23 protein-coding genes are annotated in these 26,323 nt (G+C 49.9%); 21 read left to right on the forward strand and 2 right to left on the reverse strand.

All coding sequences use genetic code 11. The annotated features are described in order from the left end of the window. Positions 1-232 precede the first annotated feature (232 nt). The 3 genes from K9N57_17020 (at position 233) to K9N57_17030 (ending at position 4,987) form a co-directional block, all read left to right on the forward strand. Positions 233-1,132, forward strand: a complete 900-nt coding sequence (locus K9N57_17020) for a tetratricopeptide repeat protein (protein ID MCF7805881.1) — start codon at positions 233-235, stop codon at positions 1,130-1,132. Between the two features lie 569 nt (positions 1,133-1,701). Then, complete coding sequence (pabB, locus tag K9N57_17025) at positions 1,702-3,423, forward strand: aminodeoxychorismate synthase component I (GenBank protein MCF7805882.1); 1,722 nt, start codon at positions 1,702-1,704, stop codon at positions 3,421-3,423. A 169-nt stretch (positions 3,424-3,592) separates the two neighbouring features. Next, entirely contained in the window at positions 3,593-4,987 is a 1,395-nt protein-coding gene (locus K9N57_17030) for an MBL fold metallo-hydrolase (GenBank protein ID MCF7805883.1), read from the forward strand. A gap of 45 nt (positions 4,988-5,032) precedes the next feature. Here K9N57_17030 and K9N57_17035 read toward each other — a convergent pair whose 3' ends face one another. Next, complete coding sequence (locus tag K9N57_17035; protein ID MCF7805884.1) at positions 5,033-6,424, reverse strand: TrpB-like pyridoxal phosphate-dependent enzyme; 1,392 nt, start codon at positions 6,422-6,424, stop codon at positions 5,033-5,035. Between the two features lie 255 nt (positions 6,425-6,679). Further along, a complete protein-coding gene (locus K9N57_17040) occupies positions 6,680-7,633 on the reverse strand; it encodes an MBL fold metallo-hydrolase (protein ID MCF7805885.1) in 954 nt (317 codons plus the stop codon). 172 nt (positions 7,634-7,805) lie between these two features. On the opposite strand from K9N57_17040, the gene K9N57_17045 reads away from it, so the two are divergent. From K9N57_17045 to nuoI, 18 genes are all read left to right on the forward strand, one after another. After that, positions 7,806-8,186: a metalloregulator ArsR/SmtB family transcription factor gene (locus K9N57_17045; GenBank protein MCF7805886.1), complete on the forward strand. Its 381-nt coding sequence runs from the start codon at positions 7,806-7,808 to the stop codon at positions 8,184-8,186. Then, positions 8,186-9,091: a cation diffusion facilitator family transporter gene (locus K9N57_17050; protein MCF7805887.1), complete on the forward strand. Its 906-nt coding sequence runs from the start codon at positions 8,186-8,188 to the stop codon at positions 9,089-9,091. Before K9N57_17045 ends, K9N57_17050 begins: the two co-directional genes overlap by 1 nt. 127 nt (positions 9,092-9,218) lie before the next feature. Further along, positions 9,219-10,178: an OprO/OprP family phosphate-selective porin gene (locus K9N57_17055; GenBank protein MCF7805888.1), complete on the forward strand. Its 960-nt coding sequence runs from the start codon at positions 9,219-9,221 to the stop codon at positions 10,176-10,178. A gap of 6 nt (positions 10,179-10,184) precedes the next feature. Continuing rightward, positions 10,185-11,426, forward strand: coding sequence for a dNTP triphosphohydrolase (dgt, locus tag K9N57_17060; protein MCF7805889.1), 1,242 nt, complete (start codon positions 10,185-10,187; stop codon positions 11,424-11,426). Positions 11,427-11,867: 441 nt separating this feature from the next. After that, on the forward strand, positions 11,868-13,298 hold the full coding sequence (locus K9N57_17065; GenBank protein MCF7805890.1) for an MATE family efflux transporter: 1,431 nt from the start codon (positions 11,868-11,870) through the stop codon (positions 13,296-13,298). Between the two features lie 152 nt (positions 13,299-13,450). Continuing rightward, entirely contained in the window at positions 13,451-13,882 is a 432-nt protein-coding gene (locus K9N57_17070; protein MCF7805891.1) for a CBS domain-containing protein, read from the forward strand. Positions 13,883-13,948: 66 nt separating this feature from the next. Beyond that, positions 13,949-14,452 (forward strand): heme-binding domain-containing protein, encoded by a 504-nt coding sequence (locus K9N57_17075; GenBank protein ID MCF7805892.1) that lies wholly within the window; start codon positions 13,949-13,951, stop codon positions 14,450-14,452. 187 nt (positions 14,453-14,639) lie between these two features. Further along, on the forward strand, positions 14,640-15,575 hold the full coding sequence (locus K9N57_17080; protein MCF7805893.1) for a hypothetical protein: 936 nt from the start codon (positions 14,640-14,642) through the stop codon (positions 15,573-15,575). Between the two features lie 50 nt (positions 15,576-15,625). Beyond that, entirely contained in the window at positions 15,626-16,663 is a 1,038-nt protein-coding gene (gene trpS, locus K9N57_17085) for a tryptophan--tRNA ligase (GenBank protein MCF7805894.1), read from the forward strand. 24 nt (positions 16,664-16,687) lie between these two features. Beyond that, positions 16,688-17,119 carry a ribose 5-phosphate isomerase B gene (gene rpiB, locus K9N57_17090; GenBank protein ID MCF7805895.1) on the forward strand — a complete coding sequence of 144 codons (432 nt, stop codon included), beginning with the start codon at positions 16,688-16,690 and terminating at the stop codon, positions 17,117-17,119. Between the two features lie 399 nt (positions 17,120-17,518). After that, positions 17,519-17,851 (forward strand): NADH-quinone oxidoreductase subunit A, encoded by a 333-nt coding sequence (locus tag K9N57_17095; GenBank protein MCF7805896.1) that lies wholly within the window; start codon positions 17,519-17,521, stop codon positions 17,849-17,851. Between the two features lie 4 nt (positions 17,852-17,855). After that, complete coding sequence (locus K9N57_17100) at positions 17,856-18,497, forward strand: NADH-quinone oxidoreductase subunit B (GenBank protein ID MCF7805897.1); 642 nt, start codon at positions 17,856-17,858, stop codon at positions 18,495-18,497. 71 nt (positions 18,498-18,568) lie between these two features. Next, on the forward strand, positions 18,569-20,317 hold the full coding sequence (gene nuoC, locus K9N57_17105) for an NADH-quinone oxidoreductase subunit C/D (GenBank protein MCF7805898.1): 1,749 nt from the start codon (positions 18,569-18,571) through the stop codon (positions 20,315-20,317). Between the two features lie 28 nt (positions 20,318-20,345). After that, the gene (nuoE, locus tag K9N57_17110; protein ID MCF7805899.1) at positions 20,346-20,810 is read left to right on the forward strand and encodes an NADH-quinone oxidoreductase subunit NuoE; all 465 of its coding nucleotides are present in this window, start codon (positions 20,346-20,348) and stop codon (positions 20,808-20,810) included. A 9-nt stretch (positions 20,811-20,819) separates the two neighbouring features. Next, a complete protein-coding gene (gene nuoF / locus K9N57_17115; protein MCF7805900.1) occupies positions 20,820-22,097 on the forward strand; it encodes an NADH-quinone oxidoreductase subunit NuoF in 1,278 nt (425 codons plus the stop codon). Between the two features lie 6 nt (positions 22,098-22,103). Beyond that, positions 22,104-24,824 (forward strand): NADH-quinone oxidoreductase subunit NuoG, encoded by a 2,721-nt coding sequence (gene nuoG, locus K9N57_17120; GenBank protein ID MCF7805901.1) that lies wholly within the window; start codon positions 22,104-22,106, stop codon positions 24,822-24,824. Then, entirely contained in the window at positions 24,821-25,774 is a 954-nt protein-coding gene (gene nuoH, locus K9N57_17125; GenBank protein ID MCF7805902.1) for an NADH-quinone oxidoreductase subunit NuoH, read from the forward strand. Before nuoG ends, nuoH begins: the two co-directional genes overlap by 4 nt. Beyond that, positions 25,771-26,307, forward strand: a complete 537-nt coding sequence (gene nuoI, locus K9N57_17130; GenBank protein ID MCF7805903.1) for an NADH-quinone oxidoreductase subunit NuoI — start codon at positions 25,771-25,773, stop codon at positions 26,305-26,307. The genes nuoH and nuoI overlap by 4 nt, the downstream gene beginning before the upstream one ends. Positions 26,308-26,323: the final 16 nt, after the last annotated feature.

The raw sequence follows: 26,323 nt of genomic DNA on the forward strand, positions 1-26,323 counted from the left end.
TATCGCGACTTAGATACCCTCCAGACGGCCGTAAAGAAAGCGCTTGAGGAAGAAAATAATACGCAAGACACGAACCAAACCATTGCGGCAGCCGCATGAATCTCTCTCAACAAATTCCAACTAACTATTGGAAATTACCTTGCGGAATACCTCCAATACAGTATTTTACATTAATTCCGTGAGTGATCAGTTGGATCCGATAGTTTTAAATGCAGACAAAGGAACATTTCAAATGATTAAAGAACTGCCCTATATAACAGTGATCTTTATATTCATTACTGGTGCTCTGTTCGCCCAGCAGGATACAAATGATGCAAGGACAGCGCTTCGGAATGGTAACTTTGAAGAAGCGGTGGTTCTCTTCAAAAATGTTGTAAAGGAAGAGCCGGGAGATCCAGGTGCCTGGTTTGGATTGGGACGCGCACTTCATTCATTGGAGCAATACAATGAAGCGATATCCGCGTATCACACAGCAGATAGTTTGGGGTTTTATCCACAATTTTTGCAATACAACCTGGCATGTGTTTACGCTCTCTCAGGACAAAAACCAGCAGCCTTCCGGGCTCTACAGAATGCCATACAGGCCGGGTACAGTAATGCGGAGCATATGCAGGAGGACTCCGATCTAAATTCGCTTCGGGAGGAGAAACAGTTCATAGCATTAGTAGAACAGGCAGATCGTAATGCGCGCCCCTGCGAATACGACTCATTGTATCGACAGCTGGATTTCTGGATCGGCGAGTGGGATGTATACAATCCGCAGGGTCAAATGGTGGGACACAATACCATTATGAAAACGGCCAATGGCTGCATGCTGCTGGAAAATTGGAAAGGAACAGGCGGCTCAAATGGGAAGAGTATGAATTTCGTCCATCCGGAAACCGGCCAGTGGCGGCAACAATGGGTGGGCGGTTCCGGGTATATCATCGAATATACAGGGGAGTTTTCCGACGGCGCGATGCGATTCTCAGGGAAAAACATCCAGATGAATGGAACGACATCGCTCTCCCGGATGACACTGACTCCCAGGGAAGACGGCACGGTTCATCAACTGATAGAACAATCAGATGATGATGGCAAAACGTGGCAGGTATGGTTCGACGGGACTTATAAGCCTGTGGATGGAGAGTAGGGTATAAGGTATAGGGGATAGGGTATAGGGGATAGGGTATAGGGTATAGGGGACAACAGTGTTAACGTGTTCCTGTGTTCGAGTGTTACTGTTGGTACTGTTTCTTACTCATACCCATACTCATTCAAACTCTTAATCTTATTTTTCTTGTTCTGATGGATAAGGGAGAATGCAGAAGGAAAAAACTGTTCGTCGTTTGTTGTGAAAAATGCACAGGCTTTTTATAGGTTTCCATGATTCGTTCGATATAAACGATAAAAACAAACTACTCACAACCGACAACATACAAAACCCACTGAACCAGCCATGAATCCATCAAAAGCCCGATCAATAACCGGTCGAATGAGCGGAGACTATAAACAGATTTGATGCTTTGAAAAGTGGAGGGAGGACTCTCGACACTTGACGGTTTTAACAATAACACAGTAACACTTTAACACAGTTTTTACTTAAACACCTGAACACCTGAACACTATAACACTGCCGTTCAGATCCTTACGGATTTTTGTTGCCTGTAACTTTACATTTCCCGTATGAAGGCTCCAGAGAATCAAAATCCCGTTGTTCTGATGTATGATTTCAGCCGCAGTGAATGGCTGGAATTTCTCTCACCGGAGAAGGTTATTATCGGCGAATCTCCGGAGGACGTATTGCCACTTCTGCATGAAATTAATGAGCTCGTCCGGACGAAGAGTTGGTATGCGGCAGGTTTCCTCAGCTATGAGGCTGTCTGCGGTTTTGATGAAGCACTTCGGGTAAATCCTTCAGTCGATTTTCCTCTGCTATGGTTCGGGCTGTTTAGCGATATTCGGAGACACCCGGATTTGCCGGATGATTTTACAGGTTCATATTCCATTCAGGAGTGGACGCCGGAGCTCAGCAAACGTGAATATCTTGAATCAATAGAGAAAATCAGACAGGCACTTGAGCGCGGTGATACCTATCAGGTGAATTACTCCTATCGCCAGCAAGCAAAGTTCAGCGGTGAACCATCTGCATTGTTTCGTGCTCTTATCTCACCAAGATACCCGGGGTATGGCGCGTATTTGAATATCGGAGATTATGTTGTCTGCTCGGCGTCGCCGGAACTCTTTTTTACCTGGGAAGACGGCATCCTGACCTCCCGACCGATGAAGGGTACCTATTCACGGGGACGCACTCTTGAGGAGGATAACAGGTTCGCTGATACTTTGCACCGCTCAGAAAAAGACCGGGCGGAAAACGTGATGATTGTGGATATGGTGCGAAACGACATGGGACGGGTGGCTGAATTCGGAACGGTAACGGTACCCGATCTTTTTTCCATAGAAAAATATCCCACCGTCTGGCAGATGACCTCTACAGTCCAAGGCAAGACAGAGGCCACCATTCCTGAAATAATGACGGCGCTCTTTCCGTGCGCTTCAATTACGGGAGCGCCCAAAGTCAGTACCATGAGGATTATTGCCAATCTGGAGCAATCGCCCAGAAATATTTACACTGGCAGCATCGGATTTATTACGCCTGAAAGACGGGCCCAGTTCAACGTGGCAATCCGTACAGCGCTTATTGATAAGAACCAACGTCGCATCGAGTACGGCACCGGTGGCGGTATCGTCTGGGATTCTGAGCCTGAAAAGGAGTACGATGAGGCCAGGCTCAAAACGAATATCCTTCATAAAACCATACCTGACTTCGACCTGTTGGAGACCCTGCTCTGGGAAAGGGAGAGCGGATATTTCATCGAAGAGTATCATCGACGACGGATTGCCGGTTCTGCGGAATATTTTGATTTTGCCTTTGATTCTGACAAGTGGGAGAGGCGGCTTCGAAAACTTGAAGATGAATTTTCGGAAGAGCGGTATCGAGTTCGTGTAACCCTCTCCAGAACCGGGAGGATTTCTGCCAAATATTTACCGATGCCGAAAACCGGGGGAACAACACCGGTGAAAGTCGGGATCGCCGAATATCCAATAGATGAATCTGATCCTTTTCTCTACCATAAAACCTCATACCGGGAGATCTATGAGAAAGCGAAGCATTCGGTGCCGGATTGCGGAGATGTTATTCTCTGGAACTCCCGGGAAGAAATTACCGAAAGTACCATAGCAAATGTTGTGATACAGTTGGAAGGCAGACTGATCACGCCACCTGTCGAATCCGGCCTTTTACCCGGTACCTTTCGGCAATATTTGCTGGATAAAGGTGAAATCGGTGAAAACACGGTTACGGTTGATATCCTTCAGCAGGCTGAACGAATTTATCTTATCAATTCTGTGCGAAAGTGGCGCCAGGCATCTCTGGTAAAGTAGAACCAAAATTTTTCCTGAAGTCACTCTGAGTTCATCGACGAGTGGCGCACCTGCCACCCTCTTCTTTAAATGTGAAGGGGGGCTCGGATTTAAATGTATAGGTCCGGGAGAAAAATCACCGTAACTTCCTCTCACAACTTCCACCCCGTCCAACACCGGGAGACTTCATATGGCTAAGATAACCTTTTACGGCGCTACAGGAACCGTCACCGGTTCCCGTACGCTCCTCGATCTCGACTCCCAAAGATTTCTTATCGATTGCGGCATGTTCCAGGGTAAAAAGGAGAATCGTCTGAAAAACTGGGATCCGTTTCCGGTACCGCCTGAATCTGTTGATGCGGTTCTTTTAACTCATGCCCACATCGATCATTCCGGCTATTTACCCCGGTTTTGCCGGTACGATTTTGCCGGGAGAATCCATGCCACCCATGCAACGTCTGACTTGTGTGAAATATTGCTGAAGGACAGCGCGCACCTGCAAGAAGAAGACGCCAAATGGGCCAACAAAAAGGGGTTTTCACAGCACAAACCGGCACTCCCTTTGTATACAACCAAAGATGCTGAAAACGCGCTTACCCACTTTAGCCCGGTGCACTACGGCGAGGATCTTTTCCCCGCAGATGATATTCGGGTGAAATTTAAGGATGCCGGACATATACTGGGCTCATCCCTGGTCGATATCAAGGTCGGTCGGAATAATAATACGAGTAAGGTGCTTTTTACCGGGGATTTGGGGCGTCCCAGGCGTCCGGTGTTGAAAGATCCTGTCCAGGTGTATAACGTGGATTACCTGGTTATCGAATCCACCTATGGTAATCGGTTACATTCGGATGCGTCGCCATACGAGGAACTGGTCAGGGTTATTAATGAGAGCGCGGACAGGGGAGGTGTCCTGGTAATTCCGTCCTTTGCCGTGGGGCGGACGCAGACTCTGTTGTACGTAATCAGAGAACTGGAAGCACAAGGGAAGATCCCGGTGATGCCAATTTACATCGATTCCCCAATGGCAATCGATGCTACTTCCATCTTCACGAGTCATTTGGATGTACTGAACCTGCATGCCAGGGAGCAGACGCTTCAGGGGAGCTCGATCTTTCAACCCACCCAGCTTAAGGTTTGCCGCTCACGGGAAGAATCGATGGCGATAAACAGGATAAAAGAAAAAGCGATTATTATTTCCGCCAGTGGGATGATTACCGGTGGACGTATTCTGCATCATATGCGTGAGCGGTTGGGTGATCCAAAGAATTCGATACTGTTTATCGGTTACCAGGCGATGGGGACGCGCGGCCGGACAATTTTGGAAGGCGCTGAGACCGTGAAAATCCATGGGAAAAAGATTCCGGTGAAGGCACAAATTAAAAATATCTTCGGTTTCTCCGGTCATGCCGATTATGAAGAGATACTCGCCTGGCTGATGGGGTTCAATCGACCGCCAAAGATGACATTTATTAATCACGGTGAGGCGGATGCCTCGGAGGCGCTGGCAGAGAAAATACGCTCACATTTCGGGTGGGAGGTTACGGTCCCAGAATTCGGAGAAAATTATTCCATAGATATGTAATCGCCGGGACACCTGCGCATCCCGGCGATTCATCAGTAAGTCAGATTACGACCATTGTCCGGACTTCCGGACTTCGGCCTTGGGCAGTTCGTCCAGTTCGGCTTCTGCCTCGTCTAGCTTTTCCTGCTCCAGGGCATGTTCTTCCAGTTCGCCGTTCAGGAAGCTCTCGTAACCCGCCAAATCCATCACACCATGGCCACTCAGATTAAAGAGGATAACCTTTTCTTTGCCTTCTTCGCGCGCCTTTTCGGCTTCCTGGATCGTGGCCGCGATGGCATGGCTGGTCTCCGGCGCTACAATCATTCCCTCGGTCCGTGCCCACTGCAGTGCTGAGGAGTAGGAGGTGATTTGGTCGATGGCGCGCGGCTTCACCAACCCTTCGATAACCGCTTGCGAGACCAGCGGAGCCATGCCGTGATAGCGTAGTCCGCCTGCGTGGATTGGCTCCGGAACAAAATTGTGGCCGAGGGTGTGCATGGGCATAAGCGGCGTGGAGCCTGCCGAGTCACCGAAGTCATAGGTAAAAATACCCCTGGTGAGCGTAGGGCATGACGTGGGCTCCACTGGAATAATTTCGATGTCGTCTCCGTTTATTTTGTCGTGCACAAACGGAAAAGCCAAACCCGCAAAGTTACTTCCGCCCCCTGCGCAGCCAATTACTACATCCGGCTTCTTAATACCGACCTTTTCCAGCTGCTTTTTGGCTTCCTGTCCAATGATGGTCTGGTGTAGAAGTACATGATTCAACACGCTGCCCAACGAGTACTTGGTCTTGCCGGATTCGTCGGAGACCGCCGCTTCTACCGCTTCACTGATGGCCATTCCCAGACTACCGGGCGTATCCGGGTCCTTCTCCAGAAACTTCCGGCCGGCTGCCGTTTCATCCGAAGGCGATGCAATACAGTCTGCGCCCCAGGTGCGCATCATAATTTTCCGATACGGCTTCTGGTCAAAGCTAATCCTGACCATGAACACTTTACAATTGAGTCCAATTAGCTGGCAGGCAAATGCCAGCGCACTGCCCCACTGACCGGCGCCGGTTTCGGTGGTCAGCGTTTTTACACCAAATTCCTTGTTATACCACGCCTGTGCTACCGAAGTATTGGGCTTATGGCTTCCGGGAGGGGATACGCTTTCATCCTTGTAAAAGATTTTTGCAGGTGTGTCCAGCGCCTCTTCCAGGCGGACAGCACGTTTCAGGGGTGAGGGACGCCACCGGGTCAGGATACCAAGGATTTCTTCCGGGATATCGATCCAGCGTTCCTGGCTCATCTCCTGTTCAATCAGATTCATCGGGAACACCGCAGACAAGTCGTCCGGACCGGCCGGATTACCATCCGGGCCCAATGGCGGTTGTATTGGTGTCGGAAGGTCGACTGCAAGATTATACCACTGCCGTGGCATATCGGCTTCGCTGAGATAGATTTTTGTCTCCATTGAATACGTCTCCTGATTCTGTTTACTGGTTCAATGCCACACTGTGGTGACTTGTGTCAAACTCCTGTTAATTCAATCATGCAATCGCTCGGAACATGCATTTTGTCTGTCTGGTAAGAGGTTGCCCGGGCGTTACCACCGGACAAATGAAGACCAAATTATAAATATAATCACAGTGATTACAAACAGTTTTCCTGCGGCTACAAAGGGATTTGCCTCTCTTTGATTTACTCTACACTTCAGAATATGGCGAAACTACAGGGATATTTCCAGGCCCTCATGACCAATAATCAACGACAGTGGTGAGTCCGGATAATTAATTGATTTGTACTGTTGAGCTTCATCCCGGAGCGATTGAATGGTAGAGTCGTCGTTCTCCGGCTCGTGGTGAAACAGAACCATAGTTTTTACACCGGCTTCTGCGGCGAGGTCAATACCAATGATGGCGGAGCTGTGACCCCAGTCCTTCTTATGGTGAACCGCTTCCAGGAGGGTGTACTGTGAGTCAAAAGTGAGGACATCCGCATCCTGGAAGAAGTCGGTGTACTGTTTTGTATTCATTTGGGACAGGTCTTTAAATTCGGAGTCAGTGGTATAGACGAACGATTTTCCATCGGACTCCACCCGATATCCGTACGAGTTACCGGGGTGATTCAGCTCCTTGGTACGAATGGTTACCCCTTCAATGGTATGCTTTCCTTCCGGCTGGAGTGTGTGGAACTCCTTGGTGCTGGCCATATCATCCAGTGAGACCGGGAAAAATCGGAAATCCTGCTGGGCACGAATACGTTCTTCCAGATCCGGGATAGGACTGTGGAAGATAATTTTGTGCTGGGGTAGGTAGGCGGGAGTGAAGAATGGAAACCCCATCATGTGATCCCAATGGGTGTGACTGATAAAAAAATGGATTGCCAGACCTTCCGATGCTGCTTCAGACTCCGTCAGGGCATTCCCAAGCCGTTTAAGTCCGCTGCCCATGTCAAAGATGAAAAGGTTATCCTTCACAGTTACCTGGACACAGGAAGTATTCCCGCCAATGAGACTATCCTGAAATCCATTCAGACTCTCCAAAAATTTTTCACGATCCGAATCCGATTCAAGCTTCTCTCGTTGAGCGAGGCGAAGTACATTGAGCATTTTCTGGCGAATTTGAGTTGGAGTGGGGGGCGTTGGAATCGACCCGCGAACTCCCCAAAATTTTATATCCATTTAAGTCGCCTGTAATTTATTTGCGAATATGAAAACTGAAACTCCAACGTATTATATTGTAACGACAGAATAAACAAAATAATGACTAAATTTCAAACGGAATGTATCAAGATATAAATATTTCTTTGGATGGGCCCGCAAACATTTTAACTTATGAACAGATATTCATATAATGGAGTTGAAAATGACGCAGGAATTACACAGTATATCGTCCGCAAATAGTCAGGCTATTCAAGAGAGTTTGGGGGATGAGGAGCATATTCGGGAGTTGTCGGATCTGTTTAAGGCGTTATGTGATCCCACAAGATTGCGGATTATTCTGGCACTGAAGGAAGAGGAGTTATGTGTGCACGATTTGGCGTTACTGACAGAGACCAGCGAATCCAATGCCTCCCATCAGTTACGAGTCCTCCGGAATATGAAGTTGGTGAAATATACCCGTCGGGGGAAACAGGTGTTTTACTCCATAGATGACGAGCACATTTCGCATTTTCTGGAGGATATCCAGCAGCATCTCGGCGAACAAAACGGAGAGGAGGATCGGAGCGAGTAATGTCTTCCTATCGCGAATTGCGGGATAAAAACAGGAAAAGTCTGCAGATTGCACTCGGTATTACGGCTTTTTTCTTCTTCGTCGAGCTTATTGGGGGATGGCTGACCAACAGTCTGGCGCTACTGAGCGATGCCGGACACATGTTGACCGATGTACTGGCGCTTGGGCTTAGTTTGTTCGCCATGTGGTTGGCCAAGCGTCCGCCAACCAAGAGCCATACCTTTGGATACCATCGATTTGAAATATTCGCGGCTTTTCTCAATGGGCTAACACTGGCCGGGATCTCGGTTTACATTTTTGTTGAGGCATACCAGCGAATACAGAACCCCCCGGAAGTCGCCGGATTCCCGATGATGCTCATCGCGACGGTGGGGCTCCTGGTGAACTTGCTGAGCGGATTTTTTCTTCATAAGTCTAAAGATGACAGCCTGAACGTGAAGGGAGCGTATTTGCACGTCCTGGGCGACGCCCTGGGGTCGGTCGGAGCTATTGTAGCCGGAATTATTATGTGGACTACCGGCTGGATGTATGCGGATCCGATCTTCAGTGTCGTCATTGGAATGATAATTATTGCCTCGTCGTGGCGTCTCATGCGGGATACGTTCCACGTCCTTATGCAGGGAACGCCCCCGGAAATTGAACCGGAAGACGTACAGACCTCAATCTGTAATCTCAAGAATGTAACCGGCGTCCATGATCTCCATATCTGGACGCTGACCAACGGTATCCATGCCATGACTGTACATGTAAACGTCGACGAATCCGTTTCGCAAACGTCGCACGATGATATTATTCACGCAATCCGGGAGATGACGATGGATGAGTACGGCATCCAGCATACGACTGTCCAGCTGGAGATGCAGGAAAATGGCGATCACCGGTGCATTGTTCAGGAAGAACATTAGTTATCATATGGCAAAATCCCCCTGACACCTTCCTGGTGGCACCGGCGCTTTACAAAAATTTTACATGTAAACGATCAGTACAATTCTTATTTTTCGTATTAATGTAAATCCATGAGAGGGGGTAAGTATGAAATCAGCCGCACGGATTTTAGTCAAATGGGTGATTCTGAGTTTTTTGCTCGTGCCGGTATTTGCGCTGGGACAGGATGTCGGTTTGTCCGGACGGATTTATACGGGTTATTTTTATAATACGCACACCAATAATAATGCCTTCACTGTTGACCGGGTATATCTTGGATATGCAGGTGACCTGACATCGGATGTCAGTTATAACGTCACTAGTGATATTGGTCCGGATTTTACGGATGGTGGATATCAGTTGTTTATGAAATACGCCTATATCGATTGGCGACAGGGTGATGCCGGAGGACTGATACTCGGTATGATTCCCATGAATGCCTATGATGTACAAAAGAGAACCTGGGGATTCCGGTATCTGCGCAAAACCGTCATGAATGACCGTGGGTTTGCCCCCTCTGCCGATATCGGCGCCGGGTACGAGATGCGGTTCTCGAGAAAAGTATTAGTTTCCGCAGCCCTCTCCAACGGTGAGGGATACAAATCCCCTGAGGTTGATGAGTACAAGCGGATCCACGTCCGCTTACTCTATGGCCCTGAAAATTTGGGGAGCACAACCGGATTCAATGTGGGGGCTTATACCAGTTATGAAGCGGAAAACGTAGATGAGAGCCGGATGACTTTTGCAGGATTTACCGGAATTCATGTCAACGATATGTGGGCCGGTCTGGAAGGTGCATATCAAATGCTGAGTGAAACAGACTGGAACCAGTTATTACTCTCGGTATATGGACGTATGGAAGTTGGTGAAGATGCCACGGCTTTTGGCCGGTTCGATTACAGTAATGAACAGAACCCCGTCACGGAGATTACGGAAAACCTAATTATTGGTGGTGTTGAGTTTAATCCGACCGGGGGGATCAAAATTGCGCCGAATTTCGTCTATTCTCTCGAAGATGACGGCGAAGATGACCTCGCGATTCGGGCCAGCTGCGAATTCCGGTGGTAATAATCCGTGAAGGATAACAAGTTTTACACCGAGTTTGATACCGAGACTATCGGTGGAAGGTCAGCAAAGGATTACCGGACCGAATTCCAGCGGGATCGGGACCGGATAATCTACTGTGCGGCCTTCCGGAGACTCCAGGGAAAGACCCAGGTTTTTATGTCCGGCGAGTATGACTTTTACCGGACGCGCCTGACCCACTCCATTGAGGTCGCCCAGATCGGACGTTCCATTGTTAACTTTCTGAATCAAAACTCCGAACATTTTTCAAAAGAGTTCACCCTGGATGCGGACCTGGTGGAAGTGACCTGCCTGGCGCACGATATTGGGCACCCGCCATTCGGGCACGGCGGGGAAAACGTGCTGAACGATCTCATGGTATCCCATGGTGGTTTCGAGGGAAACGCCCAGACACTTCGCATCCTCACGGATATTTTCTATGAGGCACCGGAGGGCCGGCGGGGAATGAAGCCGTCACGTGCGTTCCTGGATGGAGTGATGAAATACAAAACCCTGGAAAAGGAGATGAGGCCGCCTAAATCCAAATTCCTTTACAATGATCAAAAGGAGTATCTGTGCTTTGTCGCCGGAGATACCGGAAGCGAAATCCCCCGAACGGATCAGAGTATAGAATGCCAGATCATGGATTGGGCGGATGACACGGCCTATTCTCTGAACGATCTCCTGGATGGTTATAAAGCCGGATTCCTCACCCAGCGCAGCATCGAATCGTGGGCGGAGGAACATGATTTGGACACCCGGGAAACGGAAATTATTGGCCATCTACTCCGGCAGATTAAGAATGAAGCGGACTTCGAAGTGTACGTTGCCAATAAGGTAGGCGAATTCATCGAATCGGTTGCGCTGGAAAAGATTGCCGATAACGAGTGGTCCAACCGGTACGATTACCGACTCCGTCCCGATCCGGAGCACGAGAAAGAGAGCCGGGTCTATAAAGCATTGGCCTATGATGTAATCTTCCAGAGTCCCCAAATTCAGCAGCTGGAGGCAAAGGGGTGTCGGATCATTTCTCAGCTTTTCGAAGCACTGGCAGAACGGTATATCGGGAACGAGTCGAATTTCCAGCTCCTGCCACGGAAGGTGGCGCGACACATCGAACAGGCCGGATCCGACGATGCCAAAGCCCGGCTTCTTTGCGACCGCATCGCCGGGATGACTGATGGCTACGCCATCCGCATCTATAAGCGAATTTTTGATCCCGATTTCGGCAGTATCGTGGATTTGATTTGACAGTGTTTAAGTGTTCAGGTGTTCGGGTATTCAGGTAAAAGCGTGTTGGTGTGTTAAAGTGTTAAAGTGTTAAAGTGTTATAGTTTTATCGTTAAAATCGTCAAATGTCGAGAGTCCTCCTTCCTCTTCCCGAGCATCCAATCTGTTGGTAGTCCCCATGATACTAATCTGGCTTTTGACGGACTCGTGACTGGTTCAGCGGGTTGTTTGATGTCGGTTGTGAATAGTTAGTTGTTCGTTGTATGTCTTTTTATCTTTGCGTTTCCTTAGCGTTCTTCGCGGCTCAGCGGTTCTTTTTTCTCTGTTCATCCGTTCACCCGGTTCCCCTTTTCCGTTAATTATGACGCGCTTGTATGGAAAACCTGGGCACGAATAAGCAACACGTAAAACAAGCATCAAAGCAGTGGATACTAATTCCAGGATTTCCTAATTTCGCATCCTTTGCGACGCGGAAATAACTCACAAGAAGACCTAGTACAGGGACCGCTTTTCCCGGCGATAGTCCGGCTGGCCATTCCGCTGGTTTTGGCCAACCTGATGCAAACGGCTTACAATATTGTCGACACTTACTGGGTCGGTCGTCTCGGCGAACAGGCAGTGGCGGCCATTTCCCTTGCCTTCCCGGTCATTTTCCTCATTATTTCCTTCGGGGCCGGCCTCACCGTTGCCGGTACAGTTCTTATCGCCCAGTACACGGGTAAAGGAGACCAGGAACAGGTCGACCTGACCGCTGGCCAGACCATCATACTCCTCGTCAACGTCTCCATCGTCATTTCTGTTGTTGGCTATTTGCTCAGTGGCCCGATGCTCAATTTTATGGGGGCAGAGCCCGGTGTCCTGGAAAAGGGGACCTCCTATCTGAAAATCCTGTTTGCCGGCGCCAGCTTCATGTTCATGTTTTTTGTCTTCCAATCCATCCTGCGCGGGTGGGGCGATACCAAAACTCCCATGTGGGTGATGTTTTGGTCGGTGCTCGGGAATACCATCCTTGATCCCCTTCTGATCATGGGGATCGGCCCCTTTCCGGAGATGGGCATAGCCGGGGCGGCCTGGGCGACTATTATATCTCGGGGGATTGCAGCGATTGTCGGACTCTGGATCTTATTTAGTGGGAAGAAGGCGCTCCACATTAAATTGCGGCATCTCTGGCCGGACTGGAAACTCCAGTGGCGGCTCATCAAACTCGGCATTCCGGCCTCCGTTGAACAGAGTATCACTGCCCTCGGTATTACGGCAATGGTCTTTATCGTCGCCGATTTCGGCACGACCGTTGTCGCAGCCTACGGAATCGGTGCGCGGATTCTATCTTTTGTCATTGTACCGGCGTTCGCCCTGTCAATGGCAACATCCACGGCACTGGGGCAGAATTTTGGTGCGGGTAAACTGGACAGAGCAGAGAAAGCCGGATGGATCGGCGCGGGGACTGGCTTCGGCGGATTAACCTTCTTTGGAATTATACTGTTTCTCTTTGCCGAGCCAATTACCGCGGTATTTATTAAAGATAATCCTGACGTTGTCCGGCTTGGGACAGAATTTTTGCGAATAATGGCGTTATCATTTGGATTTTTTGCATTACAGTTGGTATTTAATGGTGCATTCCGGGGGGCGGGGCGGACCAGTACCGCAATGGTCATGGCGATTATCGCATTTTGGGTGACGCGAATCCCGCTCGCCTATTTGCTCTCTAATACATTTGAAATGGGTCCCCAGGGGATCTGGTGGGCTTTTCCCATCAGTATAGTGTTTATGGGGCTGCTGACCACTTACTGGTTCTGGCTGGGACGATGGCGGAAGGAAACACCGGATGCCGAAACCCGAATTAAAAAGCGGATCATTGACGAAACCGAGCTGGATGAAGGCGTCAACGATTAGTACCCGGCTCCAAGGTCTCAGGCGATAAATTTTCCTTGAACTTCACCCTGATCCCAATGATATTGATAGGTACATTCGAAAGTGTCAACTTAGCCTATTTTCGGCAATAATCTGAGGCGAGGTCTTTAAAACACAGAGCGGAGGAGGGCAGCATGAGAGTTCGCGACCTGCTGAACAAAAAAGCATCGGAAATTCAATCTACTACACCAACGACGTCTTTGCTCAAGGCCATTAAACAGCTCAACGATCACAACATCGGTTCGCTGATTGTCCTGGATGGGGATACGGTAGCCGGAATCGTCACCGAGCGGGATGTTCTGCATGCAGCCGGACGGCCATCTGGAGATCTGCATTCATTGAACGTGCAGGACGTGATGACGACCGATCTCATCACCTGTGAGCCGGAAGCCAATGTTGAGGGAATTATGGCCACGATGACAGAGAACAGGATTCGGCATTTGCCGGTGCTGGAGGATGAGAACCTGGTGGGGGTCATTTCTATCGGTGATGTGGTCAAAGCACGCTTCCAGGAGACGGAAGCGGAAGCTTCCCAGCTAAAGGAATATATCCGCACCGGGCGCTAGGAGAATCCTTTATCCCGCTCCTACAATGACCAACCGCATAAAAACTGCATAAAGATGGAGAATATAATGGCGGAGAAAGGTTTAAAACTGTGGGGAAAATGGATGGGAATTGCGGTCATTGGCATTCTGATAATAATACAGTTTTTTGGAATTGATCGCAGTAATCCACCGGTGACCCAGGAAATTGATGCCCCGGCCAATGTAAAAAATGTATTGGAAAAGTCCTGTTTTGATTGCCACTCGAACAAAACCGACTGGCCCTGGTACAGTTACATAGCTCCCATTTCATGGCTGGTGGGGAGCGATGTACACGAAGCGCGTGAACATATGAATTTTACCGAGTGGGATACCTATACAACTGAGGAACGCCTTGAGTTAATTGAGGAGATCTGGGAAGAAGTTGAGGAAGGGGAGATGCCGCTCGGTATTTACGAAATAATGCACCCCGATGCCGAACCGACCATACAGGATAAAACGGCATTGCAGGAATGGGTGACCAGCGTTACCGGCGAGACGGCAATTCAGTCGGAAAACGGTGAGTCGGAAGGACATGAGGATCATGAGCACTAAAGATTATTAATACTGAAATGTCTCATGCTGTATTTTTGAGTAAAAATGGACACGACAATATTGTTACTGTTGATGAATGACTATTCCGAATTTAGATAGGCCCTGCGCCGAATTTTTCATAGAAGTCCCGCCTGAAATAAATTAACTTTTAAATTATGATGGACCTGATTAGACAATACGACTGTTTATGGTAATAGAACGCGAGATCCCGCTGAACGTCATTCGTCCCGGAGATCCGGTGACCGGGCGCATCGTCGAATCGTCTGCAGTGACGGATAAGAGCAGCCCGAACTATTGCCGCCATATAGTAATTGATATCTCGGGGACTTCCCTGGAAGGAAATTTTGAGGCGGGACAGGCTTTCGGTGTTATTCCCCGGTGGGATCGGAAGGCCGATGATAACGGATTGCGTCTCTACTCCATCGCCTCCCCGACGACAGGCGAGTTTGGTGAGGGGCACACTATTTCCACAACTGTGAAACGGATCATCACCGAGGAGACGGATGACCATCAACTGAAGTTGGGGACCGCTTCGAATTATTTGTGTGACCTGAATGAAGGCGAAACGGTGAATTTGACTGGTCCGACTGGGAAACAAATGCTGTTGCCGGATCGCGGCCATCGTAATGACCATAATTATGTATTTATAGCGACTGGAACCGGAATTGCGCCATTCCGCGGGATGGTTATTGAACTGCTGGAGAATGGATTTGACGGAGAAATCCACCTCATCTTTGGCGTACCCTATCGCACAGATGTTTATTACGAAGCACTCTTCCGCCGGTTTGAGGCGAAATATCCGAATTTCCATTTCTATACCGCCCTCAGCAGGGAGGAACAAACCCGAGATGGCACCCGCATGTATGTCCACGATCGGATGGCGGTGGAGTGGGAACGCCTGGAGCCGATACTTCGTGAATCGAATACGTTGGCTTATATCTGTGGAATGGCCGGGATGGAGAACGGGGTATACCGATTACTGTTGCAGCATCGCCTCCACGAGTACTTTGATTCCCTCCCAACGGAACTACTGGAATCTAACCCGGATCCCCTATACGATTACGATGAAGTAATCAACTCCCTCCGACCTGATACCCAACGAATGCGGGTCGAGGTATATTAGCAATCTACCCGATTACCTGAACCAACAGAAGAGAGGACAGACGAGCGAACATGACTGAGAAAAAGCGTATCCTGACCGGGGACCGTCCGACAGGGAAAATGCATTTGGGCCACTATGTCGGCACCTTAAAAAACCGGGTCGCCCTGCAGGATGAATATGATTGCTACTTCATTATTGCCGACCTCCACACACTGACGACTAAACCCGAAAAAGAACATATTGAACGCATCCAGGGTAATGTTCGGGAAATGGTCCTTGATTACCTGGCTGCGGGAATCGATCCCGAAAAGTCGACCATATATCTCCAGTCTGCCGTCCATGCAGTCTACGAAATGAATTTAATCTTTGAGATGCTGGTAACGCTGCCGCGATTATCACGGCTGCCCAGCATCAAGGAGATGGCGCGGAATGCCCACCTGGATGAGGAGGCCGTGCCGTTTGGGCTTATCGGGTACCCGGTGCTTCAGGCTGCGGATATTCTGATGCCCAGGGCGCATCTGGTTCCGGTGGGGAAAGACAACGAATCCCATGTGGAGATCTCCAGAGAGATTGCCCGGCGATTTAATAAGTATTACGGGAAGGTTCTTCCGGTACCCAAGGCAAAGATCGGCGATGTGCCAACCCTCGTAGGGACCGACGGGCAGGCGAAAATGAGCAAGAGTCTGGATAATGCAATTTTCCTCTCCGACGACGAGGAGACGGTGCGGAAGAAGGTGTTCAGTACGTACACCGATCCCAACCGGACCAGCGCCGATGTCCCCGGACGCGTCGAAGGGAATCCGGTATTTATTTACCACGATGCCTTCAATCCGAACACGGAAGAAGTGGATGACCTCAAGGAGCGTTACAAGAAAGGGAAAGTTGGTGACGTTGAGGTGAAAAAGAAACTGGCCTCCGCTATAAACAATTTCCTGGATCCCATGCGGGAGCGACGGCGGGAATTTGCTGCCAGAGATGGTTATGTCCAGGAGATCATATATCAGGGAACCGAAAAAGTGCGCGTCCTGGCGGACGAAACTCTCCGGGAGATGAAATCAGCCATGGGATTACAAGATCTCTGGGATTGGGTTGAAGCTGGAAAAAAATAATTGCAGGAAAAGTGTGGAGCAGGTATGAAAATTGGCATTGGATCGGATCACGCAGGGTATCGTTACAAAGAAATGATCAAATCCCATTTGATTGATTTAGGACATGAGGTCGTCGACTTTGGCACCGACTCCTCGGAGTCCGCGGACTATCCGGAATATATCCGGCCGGTCGCGGAAGCGGTCGCCGGCGAAGATATTGACCGGGGAATTGTCCTCGGTGGTTCCGGCAACGGAGAAGCTATCGTGGCAAATCGGGTAAAAGGTGTCCGGTGCACCCTCTGCTGGAATACGGAATCGGCCGAATTGGCGCGTCGGCACAACGACTCAAATGTACTTTCTATCGGGGAGCGAATGGTGACGAAAAAGGAGGCCCTGGAGATTGTCGACATCTGGCTCGAGACCGGCTTTGACGGCGGCCGACACGCCCGGCGGATTAATCAGATAGACGCCGGTTAAACCGGAGTAACAAGAGGGTATTCGTCATGTATATCTTATTGATAATGCAAGAATTATCATGACTTCTTTCTTGACTAAATCTGAAAAATTTGCTATTAATTATATTCTGATAAAAGGTGTGGTAAAATTCCACACTCCCTGAATTGAAAACATAGAAAAATTCAATATTTGGTTTGGATTTATATACAAATGTAAATAGTTTACCAAGGTGTAAAGATGGATTGGTTTACTGACGGAATTGTGACTTGCAGAGAATTGGGGTAAGACTGGTTTGGCGACTGTAAACTTTACGATTTTTGACGAGTATGAACCTATCCTGGAAGGAGCTTTCGTTTGAATTCCGTCTCCTACCTTCCTTTTCTTGTCTATGTTATTGGTGTGGCCGTAGTCGTTGGTTTTATGGTTGGCGTTACCTATTTCTTTGGTGGCAGGCATAAAGATCGTGAAACGGATCTCCCGTTTGAGTCGGGGATTCAATCCACCGGGAACGCCCGAATTCGATTCTCAGCTAAATTTTACCTGGTGGCCATGCTGTTCGTAATTTTTGATTTGGAAGTTGTGTTTATTTTCGCTTGGGCAATCGCCGGGAAGGAACTGGGCTGGACGGGTTACGGGGCGCTCGCAGTGTTTATGGTTATTTTAGTGGCCGGATTGATTTACGAGTGGCGAATGGGAGCGCTGGACTGGAAAAGTACCGATCGAAAATACATGCGTCTGAAGGAGGTACAATAGATATATGCAGCGGTTAACAAAAAGTCCGGGAGCGTCGGGGCAGCCTTCAGAAGTGGCTGACCAATCTTTTGAGGAAACGGTCAAAGAAAATATGATTTTTTCCCGGCTACAGGACTTGTTGGCCTGGGGACGCCGGAATTCGATGTGGCCGTTTAATTTCGGACTTTCCTGCTGCTTTGTGGAGATGGCGACCAGTTTGACAAGCCGGTTCGATATTGCGCGGTTTGGCGCCGAGGTTATTCGAGGTACTCCGCGTGAAGCCGATGTCATGGTTATCGCCGGAACCCCTTTCATTAAAATGGCGCCGGTCATCCGCCGTCTCTATGATCAAATGATGGAGCCGCGCTGGGTGATTTCTATGGGATCCTGTTCCAACTCGGGCGGGATGTATGATATTTACAGCGTGGTGCAGGGCGTTGATAAATTTATGCCGGTCGACTTATATGTCCCGGGTTGCCCGCCGCGACCGGAAACATTTATGCAGGGGCTCGTGATGTTGAGCGAGGCCGTCGGCAAAGAAAAGCGTCCACTGAGCTGGGTGGTTGGCCCACAGGGCATCGAAAAGGCGGACAAGCCGTCCATGCGAGACCAGAAACGGGAAAAGCGCAGAGAGGCCACCGACCTGGCTACACCGGATCACGTATGACACTTTATATAATGAATATTTCGCTTATAACATCCTTATTAAAAAATTGCGCCTGAAAAGAATATCATCGAATGAATGACCAATTACCAATCGGGGAGCAGCTGAAGCAGCAATTTGGTGAGGCTGTCCTTCAGGTACAGCCTACTAAAGACGATGTGCCAACTCTTTGGATTCAAAAAGAGAAGGTGCGGGATGTGTTGGGCTACCTGAAGAATGACGTTTCCCAGCCGTACAAGATGCTGTATGATTTAACCGCCATCGATGAAAGGGATCGGGAGAACCGTGAGGGGCAACCCGAAAGTCAATTTACTGTTTTATATCATCTGATTTCGTTCGACCGGAACGATGACGTCCGCATTAAAGTTCCGTTGCAGGAAGAATTTCCGAATCTCGATTCCATCTATAATATCTGGCCGGCGTCTAACTGGTACGAACGCGAAGTGTACGATATGTTCGGTGTGACGTTCGATGGCCATCCCAACATGCGGCGAATTCTGATGCCGACTACATGGGAGGGGCATCCGCTCCGGAAGGAACATCCAGCCCGGGCTACCGAAATGGGACAGTTCGAGCTGCCTGACTGGAAACAAGATCGTGAGCAGGAAGCCTCCCAGTTTAAACCCGAAGAATGGGGGATGCAGCGCGAGACGGATGAAGCCGATTTTATGTTCCTGAACCTCGGCCCGCAGCATCCTGGTACACACGGCGTTTTGAGAATGATTTTACAACTGGATGGCGAACAGCTCGTCGACTCCGTGCCGGACATTGGTTATCACCACCGGGGTGCAGAAAAAATGGGCGAGCGTCAGTCCTGGCATACCTATATCCCGTATACCGATCGCATCGATTATCTTGGCGGGGTGATGAACAATTTCCCGTACGTCATGACCGTGGAGAAGATGCTGGGCATGGAAATTCCGGACAGAGCCAAAGTTATTCGCATTATGATGGCTGAGTTGTTCAGAATTGCGAGTCATCTGGTCTGGTACGGCACGTTTGCGCAGGACGTGGGAGCGCTTTCACCGGTGTTTTATATGTTTAACGATCGTGAGCGCATTCTGAAAATTGTGGAGGCCATTTGTGGCGACCGGATGCATCCCAACTGGTTCCGTATTGGCGGTGTAGCCCAGGATCTGCCCGAAGGATGGAAGGAGATGGTTCAGGATTTCGTGAACTATATGCCGAAACGCCTGAAGGAATATGATTCTCTAGTCATGAAAAACCGGATTTTTCAGGGGCGGACCAAAGATATCGGCGCTTACAATACTGAGGAAGCAATCGAGTGGGGGATTACCGGGCCCGGGTTACGTGCTACCGGGCTGGAATGGGACTGGCGGAAGAAGCGACCATATGGCGGATACGATCAGTTCGAGTTTGATATTCCGACCGCTACGAAAGGCGATTGCTACGATCGCGGTGTGGTACGTGTTGAGGAAATGCGCCAAAGCCTGCGGATTATTCAGCAGTGTATCGACAATATGCCTGCAGGGGATTACAAAGCGGATCATCCCCAGGCAACGCCACCGCGCAAAGAAAAAACTATGCACGACATCGAAACATTGATTAATCATTTCGTCAATGTCACATGGGGGCCGCGCGTTCCAGCGAGTGAAGCGATGGTGAGCGTGGAGGCTTCGAAGGGTGTGAACGGTTACTATTTAGTCAGTGATGACCACACGCGATCCTATCGGACGCGGATTCGCGTACCGAGTTTTCCGCACATCCAGATGGTCCCGGAGATCAGCCGGGGGCACACGGTGGCTGATTTGCTGGCTATTCTTGGAAGTGTTGATTTTGTGCTTGCCGATTTGGACAGATAACTGAGGATTTAATACGAGAACGAGACAGATGCTGAACCCGGAAGAGAAAAAAGAAATAGATGAAGAAATAGGGAAGATCCCTTATAAGGAGAGTGCAGCCATCGACGCACTGAAGATCGTGCAGAACCATCGTGGCTGGGTTTCCGAAGAGGGATTGAATGATGTGGCCGATTATCTGGAAATGTCGCCGGATTCGCTGGATAGCATAGCGACCTTCTACAATTTGATTTTTCGAAAACCCGTCGGCGAACATATTATCCGGATCTGTGACAGCGTGAGCTGTTATATCACTGGGTACAACGGTATTAAACAAGCAATTTCAGATCACCTGGGCATTGAACCGGGTGAAACCACTGAGGATAATAAATTTACGTTTCTGCCGATCCAGTGTCTCGGTACCTGTGATCGCGCGCCGGCAATCATGGTGGATGATGATCTTCACCGGGATCTGACGCCGGCAAAAATTCCCGGGATTCTGGATCAGTATAAATAAGAGATGAATATGGACAAGCCGCTCACACATTTTATCAGACCGGATAAAGGCCCCATGTCTCTGCAGGAGTATGAGCAGGCCGGAGGATATAAAGCAGTTCGCAACACTCTGAAAGAGACCGATCCCGTTGATTTGCAGAACCACGTGAAGGAGGCGGGACTAAAGGGCCGTGGTGGCGCCGGATTCAACACCGGACTGAAGTGGAGTTTTGTTCCCATGGGCGATGATGCCCCGACGCCGAAATACCTGGTGTGCAACGCCGATGAGATGGAGCCTGGCACATTTAAGGATCGCGTGTTAATGGAGGACAGTCCCCACCTGTTGGTGGAGGGGATGATCCTGTCTGCCTACGCCATTCAGGCAACAAAATCATACATTTTTCTGCGGTGGGCCTACCGGGAATCGGAAAAGCAGCTTAAGAAGGCCATTGCGGAAGCGTACGAGGCTGGATATCTCGGGGAAAATATTCAGGGCTCCGGATACAATCTTGATATGCATGTCCACATCAGCGCCGGCCGGTATATTTGCGGGGAGGAGACCGCGCTCCTGAACGCTCTGGAGGGCAAAAGGGCGAATCCGCGATCCAAGCCACCATTCCCGCAGACCAGTGGGCTCTGGGGCAAGCCGACCATCGTTCAAAATGTGGAAACACTCTGCAACGTGCCGGGTATCGTAAATAACGGCGTGACCTGGTATAAAGATATCAGCAATAGTGAAGAGGACGGCGGAACGAAACTGTATGGTGTCAGTGGCAAGGTGAAAAACCCAGGACTCTGGGAACTGCCAATGGGGACCACCTCCAGAGAAATTATCGAAGAACACGCTGGTGGTATGCAGGATAGGCTTGAGCTGAAGGGCTTTCTGCCCGGTGGTGCATCCACCGATTTTATGGTCCCGGATCACCTTGATGTTCCCATGGATTACGGGTCCGTCATGGAAATCGGAAGCCGGATGGGAACCGGAACCCTGATTATCCTGGATGATCAGACCTGTCCTGTTGGATTAATTGAAAATTTGGAACACTTCTTTGCGCAGGAATCCTGCGGATGGTGTACGCCGTGCCGCGATGGACTGCCCTGGACTGAAAAAATTCTCCACGCTATCGAGACCGGCAAGGGACAGATGGAAGATCTGGACAAATTGTCCCATCATTCCAAATGGCTTGGCCCCGGTAAAACATTCTGCGCGCTGGCGCCCGGAGCCGTGGAGCCGCTGCAGAGCGGATTGAAATATTTTCGCGACGATTTCGAACGACACATTAAAGAACAACGGTGTCCCTGGAGTTAATATTTTATGCCAACGATATATATAGACGACAAACCGTACGAAGTCAAAGATGGCAAAAACCTGCTTGAGGCGGCGCTGTCGCTGGGTAAGGATCTCCCGTATTTTTGCTGGCATCCCGAATTGGGATCAGTCGGAGCCTGCCGCCAGTGTGCCGTCGTCCAGTTCCAGGATGAGAATGATAAGCAGGGGCGCCTGGTGATGGCGTGTATGACACCGGCTTCAGACGGGACACGAATCTCAATTAAACATCCCGAAGCTACCCAGTTCCGTGAGAATGTTATTGAGTGGCTGATGGTCAACCATCCGCACGATTGTCCGGTGTGTGACGAAGGCGGTGAATGTCACCTCCAGGATATGACGGTGATGAGCGGACACAATTACCGTGACTTTCGCTTCAATAAACGGACACACCGCAATCAGGATCTGGGGCCGTTTATCAATCACGAGATGAACCGCTGCATCGCCTGCTACCGCTGTGTACGCTACTATCGCGATTACGCCGGCGGCGATGATCTGCAGGCGTTTGCTACGCATGATCACGTCTACTTCGGGCGCCATGAAGACGGTGTGCTGGAGAATGAATTTAGCGGGAATCTGGTTGAAGTTTGCCCCACCGGGGTATTCACCGACAAGACTTTAAAGCGGCATTATACCCGGAAATGGGATCTGCAGTCCGCACCGTCCGTATGTAACCATTGTGGCCTGGGATGCAATACAATCGCCGGGGAGCGCTACGGTACGTTACGGCGAATCCTGAATAGATATAACGGCTCGGTTAACGGATATTTTCTGTGTGATCGCGGACGGTTTGGATATGAGTTCGTGAATAATGAAGAACGGGTTAAGTCGCCACTGGTGAAAGACCGGGATTCCGGGGAAATGGTGGATGTGTCCGGTGAGCAGGTGGCGGACGTCATTGCGAATCTCTGCACGGACAAGCACAGCGTCATTGGGATCGGATCGCCCAGAGCTTCTCTGGAATCCAATTTTGCCCTGCGCACCCTGGTGGGATCAAATACCTATTTTTCGGGTATGACGCAAAACGAAACCGAAATGGTGAATCTTTCCAGGGCTATCCTGGAAAACGGCCCGGCACGATCCGCTTCTCTGAAAGATGTTGAAGATGCGGATGCCGTATTGGTGTTGGGAGAGGATCTGACCAACACGGCGCCGATGCTGGCTCTGGCGGTCCGGCAAGCAGTGAAAAATAAGCCGCTGGAAAAGGCGCAGCAGGCCGGCATCCCGGAATGGCATGATAGCGCTGTCCGGGAGCTGGTGCAGGACGAACACGGCCCGTTGTTCCTGGCGACACCCACCAATACGAAATTGGATGATATTGCCACAGAAAAATACAATGGCGCACCTCAGGACCTCGCACGATTCGGATATGCAATAGCGGCCTATCTTGCCGAAGAAGCACCAAAAGTTGACGGCTTATCTTCCGATGATGAAAACATGGCAAAGCGCGTTGCGCAAACATTGAAAGATGCGGATCATCCGGTGATTATTTCCGGGACGAGCTTATTGAATGAAGCCCTCCTGAAATCCGCCGCAAATGTGGCGTGGGCGTTGTGTGAATCCGGAGTGAATGCTGATCTCAGTCTGACGGTACCCGATGCAAACAGCATGGGTGTGAGTTTTCTGAACGGAAAGGGATTGGAAGAAGCATTCGAAGCCGCACGATCAAACAAGGTGAGAACGGCGATAATTCTGGAGAGCGACCTGTACAGGAAGGCATCTGAACAGGAATTGAATGTTTTCTTTGATCAGGTGGATAATGTGGTGGTTATTGACCATCTGGAAACCGAAACTACCAGGAAAGCCACGATACTGCTCCCGGCCGGAACCTTTGCCGATAGTGACGGCACCTTTATTAATAACGAAGGTCGGGCCCAGCGGTTTTTCCAGGTCTTTGAGGATGAAAAAGCTACCCAGGAATCCTGGCGCTGGCTGACTTCAGTCTTGGCGCGGGGCAAAGATACGGACGTCTCCGAATGGAATACGCTTGACGGTGTTTTCAATGCCATGGCCAAAAGTGTCGCCACATTCGATAACGATCTGAGGGTAGCACCGGACTCGAAATTCCGGATTCATGGCCAAAAAATTCCCCGGTCATCGTATCGCTACAGCGGCCGGACGGCCATGAAAGCCGACGTAGATATCCACGAGCACAAACCACCGGAAGATCCGGACTCACCGCTGAGCTTTTCCATGGAGGGGTATTCCGGGAAACAGCCGTCTGGATTAACATCATACTTCTGGTCGCCGGGATGGAATTCCGTGCAGTCCACTAATAAATATTTGAACGAAGTCGGCGGCGAAATGCGTGGTGGCGATCCGGGTATCAGGCTGATCGTACCGAACACGAAAAGAGAAGTGAAATACTACACAGATATACCGGAAGCATTTGCACCGAGAGAAAACGAATGGTACGGAATTCCACTCCATCATATCTTTGGAAGTGAGGAGTTAAGTGCCAAGGCGCACGGTGTGGCCAAGCGAATTCCGGACGCTTACGTGGCCATGAACCCTGCCAGCGCCGAAAAACTCGGTCTGCAGATGGAGAGTAAAGTAACCGTCAAAAATGAAGACGGGAAATTCACTCTGCCCATTACGCTGCACGAAAATCTCCCTGATGGCGTCATCGGTCTGCCGGTCGGATTGTCAGAACTACAAGGATTACAATTACCGAACTGGACGAAAATCCACGGAGTGTCCGGATCATGATCACCTCGAATCATACTGTACTTGCCGCACTTGGAATTCTGCTTGGCGTATTCACCATTGCGCCGGGGCTGATCTGGCTGGAACGCCGTCTGCTGGCGCTCTGGCAGGATCGTTACGGCCCGAATCGTACAGGGCCATTTGGTATTCTCCAGGTGGTGGCAGATATGATCAAAATTTTTACCAAGGAAGACTGGATTCCGCCGTTCGCCGACAAGCCGGTGTTTATCATTGCACCCATGGTGATTATGTTCAGCACGCTGATGTCGTTCGCCGTTGTGCCGGTTGGACCGAATATCGGCATTATCGATATGAATATCGGACTGCTGTTCTTTCTGGCTATGTCATCCATGGGAGCTTACAGTGTCGTACTTGGCGGGTGGTCGTCCAATAACAAATATTCGCTGCTCGGCGGTCTCCGGGGTGCAGCCCAGATGATCAGCTATGAAGTCTTTATGGGGCTGTCGCTGCTGGGCGTCGTACTAATGTCCGGTTCTTTTAACCTGCGCGAAATTGTTTTGGCGCAGGAGGGGATGTGGAACGTCATTCCGCAATTCTTCGGATTTTGTATCTTTTTACTTGCGGGATTGGCGGAGTCACATCGGCTGCCGCTGGATATCCCGGAAGCGGAATCTGAGATTATCGCCGGTTTCCACTCGGAATACTCCGGGATGAAATTCGGCATGTTTTTCGTCGGAGAGTACATTGGCGTTACGCTGGTCTCGGCCATGATCGCTACGCTGTTTTTTGGCGGTTGGCTCGGACCCTGGTTTCCACCCATAGTTTGGATGCTGATTAAGACATTCGCATTTATCTGCTTTTTCATTCTGCTGCGCGCATCGTTGCCCAGACCCCGCTACGACCAACTGTTGTCGTATGGCTGGAAGGTGATGCTGCCATTGGCAATCGCCAATCTGATGGTCACCGGCGCCATTGTGATAGCAATCGGATAATAACGAGGTTTATATATATGTTTAGCGTACTGCGAAGTATTTGGATTGTTTTTAAGCACATGTTCCGGAAGCGGGAGACTGTGCAGTATCCGGACGAAAAGCCGGATCTTTCGCCGCGATACCGGGGCCGGATTATCCTGTCCAGAGATCCCGACGGCGGTGAGCGCTGTGTTGGGTGTTATCTCTGCGCCGTAGCGTGCCCGGTAGACTGTATTTCGTTGCAGTCGACGGAAGACGAAAACGGTCGGCGCTACCCGGAATTCTTTCGGATCAACTTTTCGCGGTGCATCTATTGTGGCTATTGCGAGGACGCCTGCCCGACCTACGCAATACAGCTCACGCCGGACTTCGAGATGGTAGAGTACGACCGGAACAACCTGGTCTACGAGAAGGAAGACCTGCTCATCTCCGGTGAAGGGAAGTATCCGGGATATCACTATTATAAGGTCGCTGGGCTGGAAATTGGCGGCAAGGGCAAGGGTGAAGCCGAGAACGAAGAAGAGCCTGTTGATATACACACATTAATGCCATAGGGACAAACACGAGTCT

This window comes from Candidatus Neomarinimicrobiota bacterium (genome assembly GCA_021734025.1).
In the GTDB taxonomy this organism is placed as follows: Bacteria; Fidelibacterota; JAANXI01; order JAANXI01; family JAANXI01; genus JAANXI01.